This is a genomic window from Amycolatopsis sp. A1MSW2902 (assembly GCF_017312175.1).
Classification (GTDB): Bacteria; Actinomycetota; Actinomycetes; order Mycobacteriales; family Pseudonocardiaceae; genus Amycolatopsis; species Amycolatopsis nivea.
Map to the genome: position 1 here is coordinate 2,102,415 of NZ_QJPO01000001.1, position 21,284 is coordinate 2,123,698.

The 21,284-nt window shown below is 69.3% G+C and carries 15 protein-coding genes; 12 read left to right on the top strand and 3 right to left on the bottom strand.

The genetic code is table 11. The features are described from left to right. Window position 1 precedes the first annotated feature (1 nt). The 5 genes from pepN to DMP23_RS09650 all read left to right on the top strand — a co-directional run bounded on the left by pepN (window position 2) and on the right by DMP23_RS09650 (window position 7,081). On the top strand, window positions 2–2,494 hold the full coding sequence (pepN, locus tag DMP23_RS09630; RefSeq protein WP_337820830.1) for an aminopeptidase N: 2,493 nt from the start codon (window positions 2–4) through the stop codon (window positions 2,492–2,494). A gap of 551 nt (window positions 2,495–3,045) precedes the next feature. Beyond that, window positions 3,046–4,023 (top strand): LysR family transcriptional regulator, encoded by a 978-nt coding sequence (locus DMP23_RS09635; RefSeq protein WP_037820728.1) that lies wholly within the window; start codon window positions 3,046–3,048, stop codon window positions 4,021–4,023. Then, complete coding sequence (locus tag DMP23_RS09640; protein ID WP_238605286.1) at window positions 4,010–4,987, top strand: class I fructose-bisphosphate aldolase; 978 nt, start codon at window positions 4,010–4,012, stop codon at window positions 4,985–4,987. The genes DMP23_RS09635 and DMP23_RS09640 overlap by 14 nt, the downstream gene beginning before the upstream one ends. Window positions 4,988–5,082: 95 nt before the next feature. Then, the gene (locus tag DMP23_RS09645; RefSeq protein ID WP_337820831.1) at window positions 5,083–6,063 is read left to right on the top strand and encodes a fructose-bisphosphatase class II; all 981 of its coding nucleotides are present in this window, start codon (window positions 5,083–5,085) and stop codon (window positions 6,061–6,063) included. Beyond that, window positions 6,056–7,081 carry an HAD-IIA family hydrolase gene (locus DMP23_RS09650; protein ID WP_336162238.1) on the top strand — a complete coding sequence of 342 codons (1,026 nt, stop codon included), beginning with the start codon at window positions 6,056–6,058 and terminating at the stop codon, window positions 7,079–7,081. Before DMP23_RS09645 ends, DMP23_RS09650 begins: the two co-directional genes overlap by 8 nt. 100 nt (window positions 7,082–7,181) lie before the next feature. Here the strand turns inward: DMP23_RS09650 and DMP23_RS09655 are convergent, their stop codons facing one another. Then, on the bottom strand, window positions 7,182–7,652 hold the full coding sequence (locus DMP23_RS09655) for a ribose-5-phosphate isomerase (protein ID WP_337820832.1): 471 nt from the start codon (window positions 7,650–7,652) through the stop codon (window positions 7,182–7,184). A gap of 477 nt (window positions 7,653–8,129) precedes the next feature. Between DMP23_RS09655 and DMP23_RS09660 the strand changes: the two genes are divergently transcribed. From DMP23_RS09660 to DMP23_RS09675, 4 genes are all read left to right on the top strand, one after another. Next, entirely contained in the window at window positions 8,130–8,684 is a 555-nt protein-coding gene (locus DMP23_RS09660; RefSeq protein ID WP_337820833.1) for a manganese efflux pump MntP, read from the top strand. A gap of 19 nt (window positions 8,685–8,703) precedes the next feature. Beyond that, window positions 8,704–10,911, top strand: a complete 2,208-nt coding sequence (katG, locus tag DMP23_RS09665) for a catalase/peroxidase HPI (RefSeq protein WP_337820834.1) — start codon at window positions 8,704–8,706, stop codon at window positions 10,909–10,911. Window positions 10,912–11,345: 434 nt separating this feature from the next. Beyond that, a complete protein-coding gene (locus DMP23_RS09670; RefSeq protein WP_037820734.1) occupies window positions 11,346–11,801 on the top strand; it encodes an MSMEG_3727 family PQQ-associated protein in 456 nt (151 codons plus the stop codon). A gap of 15 nt (window positions 11,802–11,816) precedes the next feature. After that, window positions 11,817–13,496 carry a PQQ-dependent dehydrogenase, methanol/ethanol family gene (locus tag DMP23_RS09675; protein WP_037820735.1) on the top strand — a complete coding sequence of 560 codons (1,680 nt, stop codon included), beginning with the start codon at window positions 11,817–11,819 and terminating at the stop codon, window positions 13,494–13,496. A 357-nt stretch (window positions 13,497–13,853) separates the two neighbouring features. Here DMP23_RS09675 and DMP23_RS09680 read toward each other — a convergent pair whose 3' ends face one another. Further along, complete coding sequence (locus tag DMP23_RS09680) at window positions 13,854–15,248, bottom strand: DNA-binding protein (RefSeq protein ID WP_337820835.1); 1,395 nt, start codon at window positions 15,246–15,248, stop codon at window positions 13,854–13,856. Between the two features lie 482 nt (window positions 15,249–15,730). Here DMP23_RS09680 and DMP23_RS09685 point away from each other — a divergent pair, with 482 nt between their 5' ends. Further along, window positions 15,731–17,182 (top strand): DNA-binding protein, encoded by a 1,452-nt coding sequence (locus tag DMP23_RS09685; protein WP_337820836.1) that lies wholly within the window; start codon window positions 15,731–15,733, stop codon window positions 17,180–17,182. Window positions 17,183–17,365: 183 nt separating this feature from the next. Here DMP23_RS09685 and rpe read toward each other — a convergent pair whose 3' ends face one another. Beyond that, window positions 17,366–18,022 (bottom strand): ribulose-phosphate 3-epimerase, encoded by a 657-nt coding sequence (gene rpe, locus DMP23_RS09690; protein WP_134734447.1) that lies wholly within the window; start codon window positions 18,020–18,022, stop codon window positions 17,366–17,368. 165 nt (window positions 18,023–18,187) lie between these two features. Between rpe and hxlA the strand changes: the two genes are divergently transcribed. Both hxlA and tkt read left to right on the top strand, forming a co-directional pair. Then, window positions 18,188–18,814 (top strand): 3-hexulose-6-phosphate synthase, encoded by a 627-nt coding sequence (gene hxlA / locus DMP23_RS09695; protein ID WP_051729834.1) that lies wholly within the window; start codon window positions 18,188–18,190, stop codon window positions 18,812–18,814. A 104-nt stretch (window positions 18,815–18,918) separates the two neighbouring features. Then, window positions 18,919–21,021: a transketolase gene (gene tkt, locus DMP23_RS09700; RefSeq protein ID WP_337820837.1), complete on the top strand. Its 2,103-nt coding sequence runs from the start codon at window positions 18,919–18,921 to the stop codon at window positions 21,019–21,021. Window positions 21,022–21,284: the final 263 nt, after the last annotated feature.

The window sequence follows — 21,284 nt, forward strand, 5'->3', positions numbered from 1 at the left end:
GATGTCGCCGGCAGGCACCAAACTCACGGAGGAAGAGGCGTCGGCGCGGTCCGCGAGGGTCTCGCACGTCCGGTACGAGGTGGAACTCGACCTGACGACGGGCGAGCACGAGTTCGCGACGAGCACCGTCGTCCGCTTCCGCGCAGAGCCTGGCGAGGTCTTCCTCGACTTCGCGGGAACAGCCGCGTCGGTGGAGTGCAATGACCGCGAACTGGGGCCGGCGGCACAGGCCGGGACCCGCATCCGGCTGATCGCGAGGCCGGGGGAGAACACGGTGCGCGTGGCCGGGACCGCTCCGTATTCGCGCACCGGCGAGGGCTTGCACCGTTTCCGCGACCCGCTCGACGGGCAGGTCTACCTGCACACCAAGTTCGAGCCTTTCGCGGCGCACACCGTCTTCGCCTGTTTCGACCAGCCGGACCTGAAAGCGACGACCGGCCTGACCGTGACCGCGCCGGATCACTGGACGGTGGTCGCCAACACCGACCCGAAAAAGCTGGTGCCGCTGGAGGGTGACCGCACCAGCTGGCGTTTCGCGCCCACACCGCCGCTGCCGACCTACTTGACGGCCTTCGCCGCCGGCCCGTTCCGTCGCGTCCAAGCCTTGCACGACGGACTGCCGCTGGGCCTCTACGCGCGGAACTCCCTCTACCGCGCATTGACCCGCCAGGCGCCCGAGCTCTTCGACGTGGTCCGCCGCGGGCTCGACTTTTACCGCCGGCTGTTCGACCTGCCGTACCCGTTCGCCAAGTACGACCACGTTTTCGCCCCCGAGTACGCGTTCGGCGGCATGGAGCACCCGGGCTGCGTCACGCTCAACGAGCGGTTTCTGTTCCGGCACCGGGTCACCGAGGACACGCGGCGAAGGCGAGCCGAACTGCTGACGCACGAGATGGCGCACATGTGGTTCGGCGACTGCGTGACGATGCGCTGGTGGGACGATCTGTGGCTGAACGAGGCATTCGCGACCATGATGTCGGTCGTCGCGCAGCCTGAAGCGACGCGGTACGGCGAAGGCTGGACCGGCTTCGCGCATCACAACCTTCCCCTCGCCCGGCACGCTGACCAGTTGCCGACGAGCCACGCGATCCGGGTGGCGACGCCCGACACCGACGCGGCGCGCTCGAACTTCGGCCCGATCGTGTACCGGAAAGGCGCGGCGGTCCTGCACGAGCTGGCGGAGCGGCTGGGCTGGGACTCGTTCGTCGCGGGGGTGCGGAGTTACCTCCGGACGCACGCGTGGGGCAACGCCGGTCTCGGCGACTTCGTGGCCGCGCTGCAGCGGGCTTCAGGCGAAGAGGTCGGCCGGTGGGTCGAGGAATGGCTGCTGAGCAGCGGCGTCAATACCGTCGAAATGGTCCGGGACCGGCTTGTCCAGCACGCGGATGTTCCGCCGCGGCGGCTGAACCTCCGGGTCGCCGCGTTCGACGACCGCGAGGGCGAGATGGTGCTGCGGCGCCGCGCGCACGTTTCGCTCGATTCGGCCGAGCGCGAGCTGACCGGCTTCGGCGATGCCGATCTGGTGGTGCCCAACGACGACGCGGTGAGCCACGTCAAGGTCCGGCTGGACGCCCGGTCCCGGCAGAAGGCGCTGGCGAGCTTGTCCGCGGTGGATGATCAGCGGGTGCGGGCGGTCGTCTGGGGAGCGTTGTGGGACGAGGTGCTCGACGCGCGCTTGCCGGCGCGGAGCTACGCCTCGGCCGTTCTCGCGCACGGCCCGGGGGAGAGCGACGCCGGGATACTGGAAGCGCTGCTGGATCGCGCGGTGCGGGCGGTCCGCGTTTACGGGGATCCTTTCCGCCGCACGGAGATGCTGGCGACGCTGGCGCACCGGGTGCGGACACTGCTGGCCGCCGAAGCTCCGGGGAGCGATCGCCAACTGGTCTTCGCCCGTGCCCTGGTCGGCGTCGTCCCGGCCGGGGAACACCGTCTGCTGAGCGAAATCGCGTACGGACGATCCCCGTGGGCGGACCTGGAAGTGGATCGGGATCTGCGCTGGCGCGCGGTGTTCCGCCTCGCGTCGACGGGACAAGACCTCGACGGATGCCTGGATGTCGCGGTGGATGCGGATCCCGGTGACAGCGGCCGCCGGAACGCTTTGACCGCGGAGGCCGCCCGGCCCGCGGCGGCAGCCAAGGAAGCGGGCTGGGAGCGGCTGTTCAACGGCGAATTTTCGCTCGCCGAGCGGAAAGCCGTCATGGCGGGACTGGCGCAGCCCGAGCAAGAGGAACTGCTCACCCCGTATGCGGACCGCTACTTGAGGACGCTGGAAAGCATGCCGGGCGCCGTCGAACCGGAGTTCGCGGTGGCCTTCGCTCGCGCGCTCTATCCCCATTTCACCACCGCTGAGCAGCGCGTGCTGGCGGGTACTGACAGCCTGCTGGAAAGCACGGTGCTGCCGCGGAACGTGGTGAAGGTCCTCCGTGAGGAGCGCACCGAACTGCTGATCATGCGTGCGGCGCGCGCGTGCGACACCGCGCTTCGAACGCACTGAATGGAAGGCGCAAGGCTTCAGTCGCGTGGGCAGACTGAAGCCTTGCGCCGGCTGGAGTGGCTGTCAGCCTCGGTAGAAGTAACCAGTGGCTTCAGCGCAAACCTCGACGACCGTGTACTCCGGCGTTTCCCACTTCACGTTATTTCCTCCTGTAGAAGGATTCCGGGCGAGTGCTTCGCCGGGAAGCATCCGCGACGCGGCGCGAGTGCGGCCACCGATCTGAGCCGGACGGACGGGAAATAGCCACGGACGGCGGTTTTTCGGTGCCGAGCGGGATAAAACCCTTATCCGCCAAGGCGTTTCGCCGCTCGGCGGTCAGCGGGGAAGGCCGGAAACCCCCGCAGGTGACGTACTGTGCACCGTTCGTCTTCGCAGCGGCTACGTTCGTGTCCCTCGGATTGACCAGGCTCACCGGCCAGTGCAGGCTCAGTGCACACCGCGGGTCCCGTGACCGCGGGTCGCGCAGTCCGCGCACCGTCAGCGCTGCTTTCTCAGGCACAGTACGACGTATTCCGGAGCGAGAGGGGGAAATCGTGGTTCTTCCCTCAAAAATGCCTCAGCTCGCCGACCTCGACCTGCTGCTGTCCGTCGAACGCTACGGCAGCGTGGGGAAGGCGGCGCAGGCGCACAGCCTTTCCCAGCCCGCGGCCAGCATCCGGATCAGTGCCATGGAACGCAGGCTCGGCCTGCGGCTGCTCGAACGTTCCCCGACCGGGTCGAAGCTGACCGAGGAAGGGGAAATGCTCGCGAAGTACGCCCGCAACGTGATGCACGCGGCGCGGGAGCTGCTGGAGTTCGGCTCCGGTTCGTCCGGCGCGAGCCGGTTGCGGGTCGCGGGCAGCCCGGGCGTGTCCGAGCACCTGATCCCGGAATGGCTGAACCGGTCCGGGCTCTCGTTCGGCGAGGTGCGGGTGGAGGTGCGGACCGGCCGCGTCGACGAGCTGCGGCAGCTGATCCGGGCGGACCAGGCCGACGTGGCGTTCATCGACGGCTGGTGCCAGGCCGGAAGCCAGCTGCCGAAACAGTTCCGGGAAGGCCTGGTCACTCGGTACATCTGCGACGACAAGCTGGCCGTGGTCGTCGGGGCGGTGCATCCGTGGGCGAAGCGCCCCGGTCCGGTGACGGTGGAGGAGCTCGCCTCGGCCCAGCTGGTGGTGCGCGAGCGGGGATCCGGGCTCCGGGAGTTCACCGACGAACTGCTGGGTTCCGCGCGTGCTTCGCGCAGCTATGTCGAACTCCCGTCCAGCGCGGCGGTCAAGCAGGTGGTCGCCGCGGGCAGGCGGGTGACCGTGCTGAACATCTCCACCGTCCGCTCCGAAATCGCGGACGGCAGGCTGCGGCTGGTCCCGGTCGAACAGGAGATGCCGGCGAAGCCGATTTACGCGGCGTGGAGCGAACGCCGGGGATTGCCCGGCCACGCGAAGGAGCTGGTCGAGATCGCGGCGGCGAAGGGCAGTCCCATGCCAGGCCCGCGGCCTGGCCCGAAAGTCACTAGCACAGGAGGAGTAACAATCGATGTCCACTCTTGACAAGATCGCTCGCATCATGGTCTCCGACCGGCGCGGAATCCTCGCCGCCGACGAGAGCATCGGGACGATGTCCTCCCGGCTCGAAGGGGTGGGCGTCGAAGCGACCGAGGAGAACCGGCGCGTGTACCGGGAGCTGATCGTCACCACTCCGAAGCTCCCGGAATCGGTCAGCGGCGTCATCCTCGCCGACGAGACGTTCCACCAGAAGCTGTCGAACGGCCAGACGTTCCCGCAGTTTCTCGCCGACCGCGGCATTCTCGCCGGGATCAAGGTCGACACCGGGGCGAAGCCGCTGGCGGGGGCGCCGGGCGAGAACGTCACCGAAGGGCTCGACGGGCTGCGCGATCGCGTGAAGAACTACGCGGCGCTCGGGGCGACCTTCGCCAAGTGGCGCGCGACGATCACGATCGGCGACGGTCTGCCGTCGGACCGCGCGGTGCGGGCCAACGTGCACGCGCTGGCCCGGTATGCCGGTCTGTGCCAGGAAGGCGGCATCGTGCCGATCGTCGAGCCCGAGGTGCTGATGGACGGTTCCCACTCGCTGGCGAAGTGCAAGCAGGTGACGACTTCCGTCCTGCGCTCGCTGTTCGACGAGCTGAGCCTGATGCAGGTGCAGCTCGACGGCATCGTCCTCAAACCCAACATGGTGGTCGCCGGCAAGGACTGCCCGGAGCAGCCGTCGGTCGAAGAGGTCGCGAAGGCTACTGTGGACGCTCTGCGGGAGACGGTGCCGTCTTTCGTGCCAGGCATCGCTTTCCTGTCCGGCGGGCAAAGCCCGGAAAAGGCGACCGAGCACCTCGCGGCGATGCAGAAGCTCGACCCGCTTCCGTGGGAGCTGACCTACTCGTTCGGACGGGCGCTGGTCGGGCCGGCGCTGGAGACCTGGCGAGGCGACGAGAGCAAGCGGGAAGCCGCGCAGAAGGCGCTGTCGGACCGGGCGGTGGCGAACGCGGCGGCTCGCTGACCGCCCGACGAGGAAGCTCGGCCGATGCGAGCCACGGCTCGCATCGGCCGAGCCGGGCCAAGGGAATCTCCCGTTCGCGCACAGGATGGATGTCTATGAAGAGCAAGGAATGGGGCCTCGCCGCCGCGGAGACTGCCCGGCGCCCGGACGACGCCCTTGCCCTCGAACTCGTGCGCGGCACCGAGGCCGCCGCGCTCGCGGCCGTACGGTGGGCCGGGCACCGCGACGACAGCGCCGGACTAGCCGCCATGGACGCGATGCACACGTCGCTGCGCTCGGTGGCGATGGACGGCGTAGTGGTGCTCGGGGCGGGCTCTCAGGACGATGCCCCCGCCCTCTTCCACGGCGCGGAGGTGGGCACCGGCGAAGGCCCGGTGTGCGATATCGCGATCAGCATCGGCGATGGCGTGCTGTCGGAGGCTAAGGATGTGCCGCTCGCATTGACCGCGGTGGCGGTCAGCGCGCGCGGCGCCATGGCCGACCTGGCTTCGCAGCACAGCATGGAGAAGCTGGCGGTCGGCCCCGGCCTCGCGGACGTCGTCGACATCACCCGCCCGGTGGCGGAGAACCTGCGGAGGATCGCCGGGGCGAAAGGGGTGCGGGTGTCGGACGTCGTCGTCGCGACGCTCAATCGACGCCGGCACGTGGAACTCGCCCGGGAAATCCAGGACGCTGGTGCGCGGGTCCACTTGGTGGAGGGCGGCGAGGTCGCGGGCGCGGTCGCCGCGGCGAGGCCTGAGCATCCGATCGACGTGTTCCTGTGCACCGGGAACGCCGCGGAAGGAGTCATCGCTGCCGCCGCGTTGTCCTGCCTTGGCGGATCGATGCAGGCGCGGCTGGCGCCGGAAGGCCCCGCGGAGCGGCCGGGCACGGTTCTTCGCACCGAGGACCTGGTTGGCAAGGAGAGCGTGGTGTTCTGTGCCTCCGGGGTGACCAGCAGCGAGCTGCTGCGCGGCGTCCGGAACGACGGCGCGGGCCGCACGACCGTTCGGTCCCTCGTGCTGTGCTCGGATCCGGACACGGTGCGGGCGATCCGGTCCGAACACCGGTACGTCCGGGAGCGCGGCCGTGCGTGAGGCCGAACCTCTGCTCGCTCGTTACCGCGGGCTGATCTGCGACCTCGACGGAGTGGTGTACCGCGGGGCTTCCGCTGTCCCGCACGCGGTCGAGACCCTGAACGAGGCGGCCGCGTGCGGACTGCCGGTCGTCTTCGCGACGAACAACGCGTCCCGTCCTCCCGAGGACGTCGCTGACCACCTGCTCGAGCTGGGGCTCGCCGGGGACGACTGGTCGGTGGTCACCAGTTCCCAGGCGGCCGCGGCGTATCTGGCCGGGCGGCTGGCTCCTGGCGCGCGAGTGTGCGCGGTCGGCGGCCCGGGCGTTGCCCGTGCGCTGGCCGAAGCCGGGTTGACGCCGGTCCGGGTCGCGGACTTGGCGGGCGCGCCGGTCGAGGCGGTCGTGCAGGGACTCGGCTACGACATCACGTGGCGGGAACTCGCGGCTGTCGGCTGCTTGGCGGAAGCCGGAGCTGTGTGGGTCGCCACGAACGTCGACCGCACGCTGCCCACGCCGTACGGGAAGGCTCCGGGCAACGGCGCGCTGGTCGCCTTGGTGCAGACCGCGACGAGCGCGTCCCCGCACGTGGTCGGAAAGCCGAAGGCGGCTTTGTTCGACTTGGCTCGCGCTCGGCTGGGCACTGCTCCGCCGGACACCTTGGTGTGCGGGGACTTGCTGGGCACCGACATCGAGGGGGCGAACGCCGCCGGCCTTGACTCGCTTTTCGTGCTGAGCGGATCCTCCCGGCTCCGCGATCTGGCTTTCGCGCAGCGGCGTTCCCGTCCGACGTATGTCGCCGCCGATGTGAGCGGGCTGCTCGCCCCCGCGCTGCCGCTGGACAGCACCTCAGCCGAGTGCGTCGCCGGCCTCGGTCCGGACGGCATCCCCGCGCTGCCCGGCGGCGGTGACAACGGCCGCTTGCTCCAGGCCGTCGTCGCGGGCGCGTGGGCGGCTCGCGACGGCGGCCGGGCGATCTCCGACGACGCGCGGTTGTGGGAGCGGATCGAACAGCAGCTCGGCGTCGCCGGTCCGGGGTGATCCGGGCGCGGCCGCCGAGAAGGGTGCGCGCTGCGTTCTGCTTGCTGGCTGAGCGAGAAGATCGCTCCGCCGCTGTCCGGCGCCGGACAGCGGCGGACGGTCATCTTCCGGGCAGGGCAGGCGGTTCGCCGGTGCGTTCGTACTCCGACAGCAGATCGATCCGGCGCTGGTGCCGTCCGCCCTCGAATTCGGCGGTGAGAAACGCGTCGACGATGCGCTCGGCCTCCTCGACGGTGTGCATCCGCGCGCCGATGCCGGCCAGCAGTGCGTTGTTGTGCTGGCGTGCCAGCCGGGCGGTGTCCTCGTTCCAGGCCAGTGCCGCGCGTGCGCCGGGCACCTTGTTGGCGGCGATCTGTTCCCCGTTGCCCGAACCGCCGACGACGATGCCGAGGCTGCCTTCGTCGGCGACGACGCGCCGCGCCGCCTCGACGCAGAACGGCGGGTAGTCGTCGCCGGCGTCGTAGGCGGCGGGGCCGACGTCGGTCACTTCGTAGCCGAGGCCGGAAAGCCGTTCGGCGAAATGGTTCTTGAGTTCGAGGCCGGCGTGATCAGAGCCAAGATAGATTCGCACGGCGGCGAGTCTAGTGTCGTGCCCGGCGGATTGGCGGGAAACCTTTGCCGGACAGTCATTGGAATGCCTTATAGGCCGGCGCCAGGGTGTCGCTGCCGTCGCAGGGCGTGCGCGGCCGCTCCCGCTCGTCGACGGCGGCGCACCGTTCGGCACCGGTTGCCGACCGCTGGTGCACCGCCGGTTGCTGCCGCCGTGTTAAGGCGAAGAAGCTGGATCGTGACCGGGAGATTTCGTGACGGTGTCCTCGAGATCGAGCGGTTTTCGGGAGCAGCCAGCAGAAGGAGAACGACATCATGTGGGAAACCCCGGAGTACACGGTCATCGAGGTGTGTGCTGAGGCCACCGGCTACTTCTACCGGCGCTGACAGCCCGGCCGCACCGGCCGTGTTCCGCGAATAGGCATGGGCGCGAGGTTCCGGACGCGGGACCTCGCGCCCATCTCCGAGCGCGCTCGATCCCCCTGGAGAGGCGGTCCCCGTGAATCTTGAATTTCTTCCGCTGGTGGCGCTCGCGTTCGGCCTCAGCCTGGACAATTTCCGCTCGTCGATCGCGATCGGAACCATTCCGTTCGGCTGGCGCCGAGCGGTGCAAGTCGCCCTGGTCTTCGGACTCTGGGACGCACTGGGCCCGCTGCTGGGCGGGTTCGTCGGCCGCTACCTCGGCGAATTCGTCGGCGACTGGGGCGAGTACGTCGGCGTGGCCGCGCTGGGACTGTACGGCCTGTACTTCCTCGTCTCGGCGATCCGGAACCCGGAGACGGAAGCGGAAGACCTGGACCATCCGTGGGTGACGCTCTTCGGGCTGCCGTTTTCGCTCACCGTCGACAACTTCCTCGCCGGGGCCGGTCTGGGGATCGCCGGATTCTCTTTGGTGATCCCGATGTTCACGTTCGGCGCGATGACGGTGGTGCTGTCGCTCGCCGGGCTGTTCGTCGGCCGGATGGCCGCCAAGGTCATCCGGATCCGGGCGGATCTGCTCAGCGGCATCTCGCTCGTCGGCGCGGCGATCCTGTTGCCGCTCGCCTTCGACTGAGCGACGGGGGAGGACCGCGATGCCCGAGAATCCCGACACCCACGTCTATCGCACCTACGACCGGGTCCTGGCCGGTTCCGGCCGGTCCGGCAGGCGGAATCCTCCGGTGGCCGGCGGGACATCCGGCGACTGGTGGCCGCACCGGCTCGACCTGAAGGCGCTGCACCGGAACGGTCCCGCGAGCGACCCGATGGACGCGGATTTCGACTACGCGCGTCACTTCGCGACGCTCGATCTCGACGAACTCGCGCGGGACGTCGACGAGGTGCTGACGACCTCGCAGGAGTGGTGGCCCGCCGACTTCGGCCATTACGGGCCGCTGGTGCTGCGGATGGCCTGGCACGCCGCGGGAACTTACCGCGTCCGCGACGGCCGGGGCGGGGCCGGCGCCGGAATGCAGCGCTTCGCTCCGTTGAACAGCTGGCCGGACAACCGGAACCTGGACAAGGCACGCCGGCTCCTGTGGCCGGTGAAGCGCAAGCACGGCCGCAAGATCTCCTGGGCGGATCTGATGGTCTTCGCGGGCAACCGGGCGCTGGAGTCCATGGGCTTCAGGACTTTCGGGTTCGGGGGCGGCCGCGCGGACGTGTGGGAGCCCGACGAGACGTACTGGGGCCCGGAACGCAAGTGGCTGGCCGACGAACGCCACCACGGCCTGCACGAGCTCGAAGAGCCGTTGGCGGCGGAGGAAATGGGGCTGGTCTACGTCGATCCGCAAGGCCCGGCCACCAATCCCGACCCCGTGCTGGCCGGTCGCGACATCCGCGAGACCTTCAAGCGGATGGGGCTGAACGACGAGGAAACCGTGGCGCTCATCGGCGGCGGGCACACCTTCGGCAAGACGCACGGCCCGGCGGACCCGAACGCGACCGGCGGCCCCGAACCCGAGGGCGCGCCGCTGACCGCGCAGGGCCTCGGCTGGCTGGGCGGCAAGGGCCCCGACGCGGTGACCAGCGGGCTGGAGGGCATGTGGACCCGCACCCCGGTCACCTGGGACCACACCTTTTTCGAGACGCTTTTCCAGTACCGGTGGGACGTCGAGCTCAGCCCGGCGGGCCTGTGGCAGTGGATCCCGAGCGGCGGCGAGGGCGAGGGCACCGTTCCGGATCCGTTCGACCCGGACGCGAAACACCATCCGGTCATGCTCACCACCGACCTCGCGCTGCAGGAGGACCGGGTCTACGCGCCGATCGCGCGGCGGTTCCTCGAGAACCCGGAGGAGTTCGAGGACGCGTTCGCGCGCGCCTGGTTCAAGCTGACGCACATCGACCTGGGACCGATCGAGCGCTACCTGGGCCCGCTCGTCCCGGCGGAACGGATGATCTGGCAGGACCCGGTGCCGGAGGCGGACCACGAACTCGTGGACTCCGGCGACATCGGTGCGCTCAAACGGGAAATCCTCCGCTCCGGGCTGACTGTGGCGCAGCTCGTTTCCACGGCATGGGCGTCCGCGTCGACCTATCGGGACAGCGACAAACGCGGCGGGGCGAACGGCGCGCGGATCCGGCTGGAACCGCAGCGCGGCTGGGCGGTGAACGAACCTGAGCGGCTGGACGTCGTCCTGGCGGTGCTGGAAGAGATCCAGCGGCGATTCGCCGCGTCCGCGCGAGGCGGCAAACGCGTCTCCCTGGCCGATCTGATCGTGCTCGGCGGATGCGCCGCGGTGGAACAAGCCGCCGCGGCGGGAGGCTGTCCGGTCGAGGTCTCGTTTCGGCCAGGGCGCACCGACGCGACCCAGGAATGGACCGACGTCGCGTCCTTCGGCGCGTTGGAGCCGGCAGCGGACGGCTTCCGCAACTACCTGGGCAGCGGACACCGCATGGCCCCGGAACACCTGCTGATCGACCGGGCGAGCCTGCTGACGCTGACCGCGCCGGAGACGACCGTGCTGGTCGGCGGATTGCGAGTCCTCGGCGCCAACCACGGGGGATCCCCAGCCGGGGTTTTGACCGCGGCCCCGGGTGTTCTGACGAACGACTTCTTCGTCAACCTCCTGGACACGGGAACCGAGTGGGAGCCGCGCGGCGACGGCTACGAAGGCCGCGACCGGGCCACCGGAAAGGCGAAGTGGACGGCGAGCCGGGTCGACCTCGTCTTCGGCGCGAACGCCGAACTGAGGGCGATCGCCGAGGTCTACGCCGGCGACGACGCGCGCGAGAAGTTCGTCCGGGACTTCGCCGCTGCCTGGGCGAAAGTCATGGAACTCGGCCGGTTCGACCCGCGCTGAGGATCCTCTCGTGCTGAGGTCCGTGAAGGGCTCCTTGAGGGAATCTGGTTCCCGCAAGGAGCTCTTCACGGACCTCGCCGCCGATCTGACTCAGGGTTCCCCTCACAGACGTCAGCTGGAGCGGAGAAGCAACGCGGCCCCGTCGATGCTGCGCATCGCCCGTAACGACGCCGCGCGCCGCGCTGCTGAGAAAACCCAATGTGTCCATTGTGGACTCTACCGGCGTGGTCCCGCGCACACGAGCGGTACCAGCCGGCGGGGGAACGGCGCCGATCCGCCCTTCGGTGGCAACGGATATCGGAATTGCTTTCCCCGGCGTAGGGTCGGATTTCGTTACCGGCTCGGGAATTTCCCCGGTCGACCCGGTAATCGATGCGGGTGCTTCGGGAAAACTGTCAGAAGGTTCACGTGTGCTGACGAGGAGGTGACGTCCGATGACCATTGCCGAAGAGCGAGAAGACCTCTTGGCGGAACTCAGCGGACAGAACAAGGCGACGATCGGAGCCGTGCTCGGCACGGGCTCGGTCGGCAAGGCGACCGAGCGTGCCGACGGCACCATGGAAGCGACCATCCGGATTCCGGAGGACGCGATGCAGTGGGAGCCGGGGATCCTGATCCTGCCGCACGGCGGCGTCCTCGAGCTGACCATCATCAACGACGACAAGAACACGCACGCCTGCCTGCTCCCGAGCAACGGCGACCGGCAGTTCATCGGCCTGCTGAACCACTCCAAGGGCAGCGCGCGGCTCGAACTGGACGGCCCCGGCTGCTACTGGTACGGCTCGCCGGCGGGCAACGACGAGGGCAGGGGCCTGACCGGAGCCATCGTCGTCACCGGCGAGGTGCCGCCGGAAGCCAAACTCGACCGACCCGCCCAGCCGCGGCCGTAACAGGGAGGAACAGCCATGACCCTCGAATACGTCGACGCCGGCCGGGCGTTCAACCACAACAAGCTTTCCAACATGCCGCACAGCGCTCCGGACGTGACGAGCGGCATCAACTACGAGCGCATCCTTCAGGCGCGCAGCGAATCCCAGAACTGGATCACCTATTACGGCGCTTACGACGGCCAGCGGCACAGTCTGCTGGACCAGATCAACGCCGACAACGTCAAGAACCTGAAGGTCGCCTGGATCCACCAGGCGAGCGCGACCGGCGTGATCGCCTCCACCTCGACCTACGCGTTCGAGGCGTGCCCGATCGTCGTCGACGGCGTCATGTTCGTGACCGGCTGGGACGGCTGGCTCTGGGCGCTCGACGCGCGGACCGGCGAGCAGCTGTGGCGCTACAAGCACGCGATTCCGGTCGACGTGACGCTGTGCTGCGCGAACGTCAACCGCGGCTGCGCGGTCGCCAACGGCAAGGTCTACATGGTGACCCAGAACGCCCAGCTGGTGGCTCTCGACGCGACCAACGGCGAGAAGGTCTGGCAGAAGACCATCGGCGACGTGCGCGCGGGCGAGAGCGCTTCGATCGCCCCGCTGGTCATCAAGGACACTCTGATCACCGGTTCCGCCGGCGGCGAGTACGGGGTCCGCGGCCACATCGACTGCTGGGACCTCGAGACCGGCGAACAGCGCTGGCGCACCTACACCGTCCCGAAGCCGGGCGAGCCCGGCTCGGAGACCTGGCCCGCCGACGGCGAGGCATGGCAGCGCGGCGGCGCGAACCACTGGGTCACCGGCACGTTCGACCCTGAGCTGAACCTCTACTACGCGGGCACCGGCAACCCGGCTCCCGACTTCGACGGCGAGGTCCGCGAGGGCGACAACCTCTACACCGACAGCGTGGTCGCGCTGGACGTCGACACCGGCGAGATCAAGTGGCACTACCAGTTCACCCCGCACGACCTGTGGGACTACGACTCCACGATGGAGATGACCCTGTTCGAGCGGGACGGCAAGAAGCTGCTGGCCCACTTCGACAAGAACGGGTACATGTTCGTCCTCGACCGCACCAACGGCGAACTGCAGCACGTCACGCCGTTCGTCGACCGGATCGACTGGGGCGTCATCACCCGCGACGGCAAGGTGACGCCGCGGAAGTACCCGGACAAGGAAGGCGAGCCCTGTCACTTCTTCCCCGGCCCGGCCGGTGCGAAGGAATGGACGCACGCGTCGTACAACCCGGACCACGACCTGTTCTACGTGCCGGTCGCCGACGTGGGCGCCACCGCCACGCGGCGCCGTCGCGAGTTCAAGGAAGGCATGCCCTACTGGGGAGCCGCCGTCGAGGTCGACATCGACAACATGGCCGGTTCGGTCAGCGCGTTCGACTCGCACGGCGAGGAGAAGTGGCGCTACCGGATGGATCTGCCGATGGCCGCGTCGACGCTCAGCACCGCGGGCAACGTGGTGTTCGCGGGCACGCCCGCCGGCGAGTTCATGGCGCTGCACGCCGAGACGGGCGAGAAGCTCTGGAGCTTCCAGTGCGGCAGCGGGCACCACAGCAGCCCGAGCACCTATTCCCTCGACGGCAAGCAGTACATCACGGTGCCGGTCGGCTGGGGCGGCTGGCTGGAAGGCATTGTGCCCGGCATGTCCGGCCAGGGGCACGGCGCCGCGGTGATCACCTTCTCGCTGTGACCGGAGAATCGGTGTCGGCGGGAGGCTTCAGGAAAATTGCCGGGAGTTTCCGTTAGTGCCCGCCCGGTGCTCGAATCGCCCCGACGATTCGAGCACCGGGCGGGCTTTTTTCCCGATAAGCAACGACCGGAAAGGTGAGCTGGAATGAGCCAGTCGTCGACGGCGAAGCCGGAACGCGGAGCCGAACTGCTTTCCTGCTGGAATTGCGGGGAGGATTACCGGCGGGAGGACCGCGCGCGCCATACCGAACCGGTGCGGTGCGGGCCGTGCATCGTGTGCGCCGGAAAGCCGGCGTGCTGCAGTTGCCGTCTCATGTATTGCGTGTGCGAGGTGCACCGGTACCGCGGCTGAAGCGCCTCAGATCGCCAGCGCCCGCCGCACCGCCGGGGTGTTCCGCCGGGAAACCGGCACCATGGTCTGTTCCTGGTCGTCCATGACGAGGAACAGCTCGCCCTTGTAGCGGCGCTCGACCTCGCGGATGCGGCTCAGGTTCACCACGTACTGGCGGTGCACTCGCAGGAAGCCCGCGTCGCCCAGTTCGGTTTCGAGCTTGTCGAGGCCGGGAGAGGCGGAGCGTAGCCGTCCCTGGTCGGTCGACAGCCACACGTCATTGCCGTCCGACTGGGCGAACGAGACTTCCGGAAGCCGCAGCAGCACCATGCGGTTTTCGCGGGTCGCGACCATCCGGTGCGGCTGCGCCCGCTGAGGGCCGTCCTCGCCGGACCGGGGCAAGGGAACGCCTTCCGACGTCCCGAAGGTGACCAGGTTGCCCAGCAGGTGCCCGGACAGGAACACCGGCCGGAAGCTGATCGGCATGGGTTCGGCGGCGAGCCTGGTGAAGATCTGCGTCGAGCCGAGCCAGTCGTGATTGCGCGTCGCCTGTTTCGCGGCGTAGACGGAAGCCTGGATGAATTCCGGCAGTTCCGGTTTCCACCGCACGGCGGGATCGGGGGCGGGCGTCGAGCCGGGAATGCCGAGAAGCACGCTCGCCGTGTCGTCGGCGAGCACCACCCGCCCCGAGGGATCGACTGCCGCGAGCGCCGCGCTCGAGCGCGCCCTGGCGTCGTTGAAGGAAGCCATCAGCTGGGCGCCGTCGTCTTGGGCGCGCCGGCGAAGAATGCGCTGGGTCATCGTGGCGGCGTTGCTGAGCCAAGCCCCGGCCGCGCCGGGAAGATCGCCGCGCCAGCACGAGATGTTGAGCACCGCCACCGATTCCCTGGTCACCACGTCCCGGATCGCGACACCGGCGCAGTTCCAGTCGTGGAACGCCTGGCACCAGTGTTCCGCGCCGCGGATCACCACCGGCGCGTAGGACATCAGCGCGGTGCCCATGCCGTTCGTTCCGGTGGCCCCTTCGGACCAGCAGAACCACGGCGCCAGGTTGGCCTCGGCGGCGACGGTGCGGGTGGCCGGGTCGCCCCATTGGGCCAGGACCCGTCCGCTCGCGTCGGTGATGGTCACGATGCCGCCGCCCGCGTTGACCTCGTGCGCGAGCGCGGCGGCGCGGAAGCCGAGTTCCGCGATGACGACGTCGCGCTCCAGTGCCTGGTCGACTTCGGCGACGGCCACCGGAGCTTCGGTGAGGAGCGGATCGACCCGGAACTGGTCCCGGCACCGGTGCCAGGAAATCGCGACCTCGGGCCGCACGCCGCGGAGGTCGTCCTCGCCCCGGGCGAAACGTTCCCAGGCCTGGTACACCGTTGATTCGCCACGGTTGCGTGCTGCCGCGTCGAGCCGGCGTACGTCCGCCATGTGAGACCGCCTTTGGTCCGGTGCAGATCCGAACGGGTGCGGCCCGGGTCGTCCGGGCGCTCACGGAAGCTAAGCTCCGGCTCGGCGCGGCGGCAAGCCGAGCGGGATGACTGCGGGCGAATGCCGGATGAACGGCGGCGGAACGAGGACGACCGGCGGTCGTCCTCGCACCAGCGGCGGACCGGCCCGGACCGGGCCCGCCTGCCCTACCCTTCGGAGCGCGCGGCGTGCGCTTGACCTGGGCGGCGCCGCACGGAACGATTTTCCGCCGAACGGCCACGAGCCGGGAACATCGTCCCGTATGACGGGAAATCCGGATCGCCCGCCCGCGGCGGGACAACGATCTTGTTTGTCTACAACTTCGTGACTGGGCGACGCGGACATGTCTTGTAATGCCGCGCTACGCCGAGTTACGTTGGTTACCGCTGTCACAGCCCGGCGGTCCCAGGGACCCCGGTGCTCGAGGCGACGAGGAGGTCGCGATGACCGTGAGCGTGCCGCCGTTGGCGATTGCACCGAGTGGGTCCGGCAGACGCGGCGACCAGGCGGGCGGCTCGCTGGAAACCTCGTCGTCAGCGAGAGAAGTGGCTCAGGCCTGGGAGAGCTTCGCCGCGGGGGAGGACATCGAAACCGGCGTCCGCCCGGAGATCCTGGCGTCGTGGTACCGGTGCCGGGACCGCTACGAGGTGGACCGGACGCTGGACGTCGCGCCGGGCGCACGGGGCGACGACGTCCAGCGGCTCGACAACGGCGTCATCTTCACGACGCTCGGCGGCCTCGGCGCGCTGGCCGGTCGTGAAGTGGAGCAGGACGGCGCCGTGGTCACGGTCGCGGACGGCGACGGGCGCGTCCTCGGCGCGTGGGGCGACCCCAGCGCGCGGCGGCGGGCCGAACTGCACAATCTCGCCCCGTGGTCGTCCTGGTCGGAGCAGTGCACCGGCACGAACGGGATGGGCACGTCGCTGGAGGTGTCCGGTCCGGTGACCGTGACCGGGCCGGAACACTGGTGCGAAGCGTTCCACCGGTGGTCCTGCGCGGGCATCTCGATCCGCGACGTGGTGACCGGTTCGCCGGTCGCGTCGATCAACATCTCGCGGTGGAACGCGGCGTTGTCCGAACTGGTGCCCGCGTGGCTGACGAAGGCCGCCGCCTGCGTCGAGCAGGAGATCTACCGGCGCGCCATTTACGAGGCCGACAAAGTGATCTCCGAGTTCAACCGCAAATGCGATCAGGTCGCCGATCCGTTCCTGGCGATGGACCGCGGCGGCAACGTGATCGCGGCGAACGACGAGGCGGTGTCGCTGCTCGGGCTGACTCCCGAAAGCGGTATTTCACCGGGCGCGACCGAACCGGCGAAACGCTGGACCCCGGACATTTCCGGGCTTCCCGAAGTAGTGCGGTGGGCCAAGGAACGCGCTCAGGGGCCGGCTCGCTGGAGCGGCTACGCGTGCCTGCCCGTGAGCCCGGGAGAGGACGCCACCCCGGTGACCCTGCGGCCGGTCCTCGACTCGGACCACGTGGTGGGGATGCTGTGCGTGTTCGGGGTGCGAGAAGGGGAACCGTACGAGGAACGCGCGGAAGCCGCGGTCGGCCCGCTGCCCCGGCGGATCGTCGGGATCCGCAACGAGCGGCTGGTGCTGCTCGCCCCGTCGGAGATCCGCTACGCCGAGGCCGACCGGAACATCGTGTGGCTGAACACGGAACGGGGAAGGATCCAGGCCGCGACCCGGGGACTGGACAACATCGAGCGTTCGCTGCTGTCCTGCGGGTTCAGCCGGGTGCACCGGCGGTTCCTGGTGAACCTGCGCCGGGTGGCCGAGCTGGAACGGGGCATCAAGGGCGAGCTGTTCCTGATCATGGACCCGCGGTCGCACGAGTCGGTTCCCGTGTCGCGGCGGCAGGCTCCCGAGCTGCGGAGGATGCTCGGCATCTGAGGCCCGCGGCGGGAGAGGCGATCGGGCGCACGGGAGCGCCCGGCAGCTGAAGCGCGGCGGCGCGGGCGCCCTCGTGCGGAGGATGCCCGGCGGCCGGACTTCGCGGCGGCAGGAACCCGTGCCGCGGAGGACGCCCCGGCAGCCGGGCCGGTCTCGCGGCCGCCTGCCCCGCGGGGCCGCGGCTCAGCGTTTGGCGCTTTCTGCCTGCCTGCGCAGCCCTTCCACGGCGCGGGCCGGGTCGTCGGCCGCGTACACCGCCGAGCCGGCCACAAAGCAGTCGACGCCGGCCTCCGCCGCCTGTTCGATCGTGTCGCCGTTGATGCCGCCGTCGATCTCCACCACCAGGTTCAGGTGCCCGGTGTCGACCAGCCGCCTCGCGGTGCGCGCCTTGTCCAGGACCTCGGCGATGAACTTCTGCCCGCCGAACCCGGGTTCCACCGACATCACCAGCAGGGTGTCGTAGTGCTTGAGCACGTCCAGATACGGCTCCAGCGGGGTGTTCGGCTTGATCGCGAGTCCTGCCCTCGCTCCTGCCGCGTGCACGTTCTTCGCGAGCATGACCGGATCGTTCGCGGCTTCGACATGCACCGTGACGTTGTAGGAACCCGCTTCCGCGTATCCGATCGCCCACCGGTCCGGGTTTTCGATCATCAGGTGGCAGTCCACCGGGATGTCCGTCGTCGCCAGCAGCGACTGCACGACCGGCAGGCCCAAGGTCAGATTCGGCACGAAATGCGCGTCCATGACGTCGACGTGCAGCCAATCCGCACGTCCGTGCACGGCGGCCGCTTCGTCGGCGAGCCGCGCGAAATCGGCGGAGAGGATGGACGGGGCGATCAATGGTTTATTCGACACGAGACAAATCGTAATTTCGGTTCGCCGCCGCCGGGCATTGCTTGTGCGTATCGGGGGATTGCTTTTGCGCATGTGGCGCGGTGTTGCCGGAAACGGACCGGCGAGGCGATGGTGGAACGGAGTTCATCGACGACGGCGAAGGAGTTTGTTGTGCGGTTGCAGGTTGCGTTGGATGTGCTGGATGTGGGTTCGGCGTTGGCGTTGGCGCGTCAGGTGGCGGGGGAGGTGGATATTTTGGAGCTGGGGACGCCGTTGGTGAAGTCGGCGGGGATTTCGGCGGTGACGGCGGTGAAGGCGGCGCATCCGGACAAGCTGGTGTTCGCGGATTTGAAGACGGCGGACGCGGGGGAGCTGGAGGCGACGCTGGCGTTCGAGGCGGGGGCGGATCTGGTGACGGTGATGGGGGCGGCGGACGACGACACGGTGCGGGGTGCGGTGGCGGCGGGTCGCAAGTACGGGAAGGAGGTGGTGGCGGACATGATTTCGGTGACCGAGGGCCGGGTGGCGCGGATCCGGGAGGTGGCGAAGCTGGGGGTGTCGTTCGTGGAGATCCACGCGGGTTTGGACGAGCAGGCGCGTCCGGGGTATTCGATCGAGGCGTTGCTGGCCGACGGGCGGGAGGCGGGGGTGGCGTTCTCGATCGCGGGCGGGGTGAAGGCCGCGACGATCGGGTTGGTGAAGGAGGCGGGCGCGGCGGTGGCGGTGGTCGGGGGCGGGATCTACAACGCGCCCGATCCCGCCGCCGCGGCCCGCGAACTCCGCCGCCTCACCGCCTGACCACACCCGCCCGCTGCGCGCCGGACAAGCGCCGGCGCGCAGCGGAGCGGATCTGCTTTTTCCGAAACCCGCCGAAGAATCGACATCATCGGGAGTGCGCTTCCATGGCAGCAAACCAATCCCCTGACGAGATTGCCCGCCTGACCGCCAAGCGGCTCCCGGAAGACTGGAGCGGGCTGGACGAGCGTGCGGTGGACACCGTCCGCTTGCTGGCGGCGGACGCGGTCGAGCAGTGCGGGAGCGGGCACCCCGGCACCGCCATGAGCCTCGCGCCGGTCGCTTACGCGCTGTTCCAACGGGTTCTGCGGCACGACCCCGGCGACCCTGAGTGGATCGGGCGCGACCGGTTCGTGCTGTCCGCCGGACATTCCAGCCTCACCTTGTACATCCAGCTGTACCTCTCGGGCTACGGCCTGGAACTGGACGATCTGAAGGCGCTGCGCACGTGGGGTTCGCTGACCCCGGGCCACCCCGAATACGGGCACACGAAGGGCGTCGAAATCACCACCGGCCCGCTCGGTCAGGGCTTGGCCAGCGCGGTCGGCATGGCAATGGCGGCCCGCCGCGAGCGCGGCCTGTTCGATCCGGACGCCGAGCCGGGCACGAGCGTGTTCGACCACCAGGTCTACGTGATCGCCTCCGACGGCGACATCGAAGAAGGCGTCACGTCCGAGGCGTCGTCGCTCGCCGGAACCCAGCAGCTCGGCAACCTCACGGTGATCTACGACAGCAACGAGATCTCCATCGAGGACGACACGCGCATCGCGCTGTCCGAGGACACCGCGAAGCGCTACGAGGCCTATGGCTGGCACGTGCTCACTGTGGACGGCGGCGAGGACGTAGCCGGGTTCCTCGGCGCGATCGAGCAAGCCAAGGCGGAGACCTCCCGTCCGACGCTGATCGTGCTGCGCACCGTCATCGGCTACCCCGCCCCGACGAAGATGAACACCGGCGGGGTGCACGGCGCCGCACTGGGCGCGGAAGAACTCGGCGCGGTCAAGCGCGCTCTCGGCTTCGATCCGGAGCTGAGTTTCCAGGTCGACGACGAGGTCTTGCGCCACACCCGCGAAGCAGCCTCGCGGGGCCGGGCGGACCACGAGAAGTGGCAGCTCGAATTCGACGCCTGGGCACGAAGCAACCCGCAGGGCAAGGCCCTGCTGGACCGCCTGGCCAAGCGCGAGTTCCCGGCTGGCTGGGCGGCCGACCTGCCCGTCTGGGAGCCCGGCGAACCGGGGGTCGCCACCCGCAAGGCGTCGGCCGCGGTGCTGGCTGCGCTTGGCGGGGTGCTGCCCGAGCTGTGGGGCGGCTCGGCGGATCTGGCCGAGAGCAACAACACCACGATCAAGGGTGCGGATTCCTTTGGCCCGGCCGAAATCTCCACCGACGCCTGGACCGCCCAGCCCTACGGCCGCACGCTGCACTTCGGCATCCGTGAACACGCGATGGGGTCCATTCTCAACGGCATCGCGTTGCACGGCGGAACCCGTCCGTACGGCGGCACTTTCCTGATCTTCAGCGATTACATGCGCCCGGCGGTGCGCTTGGCCGCGCTGATGGAACTGCCGGTCATCTATGTGTGGACGCACGACTCGATCGGCCTCGGCGAGGACGGCCCGACGCATCAACCGGTCGAGCACCTGGCCTCGTTGCGGGCGATCCCGGGAATGTCGGTGGCTCGCCCCGCGGACGCGAACGAGACCGCGTACGCCTGGAAAGCCGCGCTGGAGAACACCGGAGGCCCGACCGGGCTCGCGCTCACCCGGCAGAACGTGCCGACGCTGGAGGGCACCTCCGCCGACGGCGTTGCGCGCGGCGGCTACGTGCTCGCCGAAGCGTCGACCGGCGCGCCCGAGCTGGTGCTGATCGGCACCGGTTCCGAAGTGCAGCTGGCGGTAGCGGCCAGGAAGATCCTCGAGGACGAAGGGATTCCCACGAGGGTCGTGTCGATGCCGTGCGTGGAGTGGTTCGACCGGCAGGATCCGGCCTACCGGGAAAAGGTGCTGCCTCCTTCGGTGCGGGCCCGGGTGGCGGTCGAAGCGGCGATCGCCCAGCCGTGGCACCGGTTTGTCGGCGATGCCGGCGAAATCGTGTCGCTGGAGCACTTCGGCGCTTCGGCGGATTTCACGACGCTGTACAGCCAGTTCGGCATCACCGTCGACGCCGTGGCGGAAGCCGCACGCCGAAGCGTGCGTTCCGTTCGGCGGTGATGTCGTTGCCGCGGGCGGCAGGAGGATCCGGGAACATCCGCCCGGAACGCGTCCACAAGGGCTGATGGGAGCCTCCTGAACGGTACGCCCGCACGAAGCGGCCCCGGCGGTGTTTCCGCCGGGGCCGCTTCCTTTTCGCCGTCATTATTCGTCATCCCAATCAGGGGATAGCTTTTCCTGATGCCGCAAGGCTTGCTGGCCGGACCGGCAGTGGAGAATCCTTGTGGTCTAAGCAGATTGGTCCGCGCGATGGCCGCGCAGGC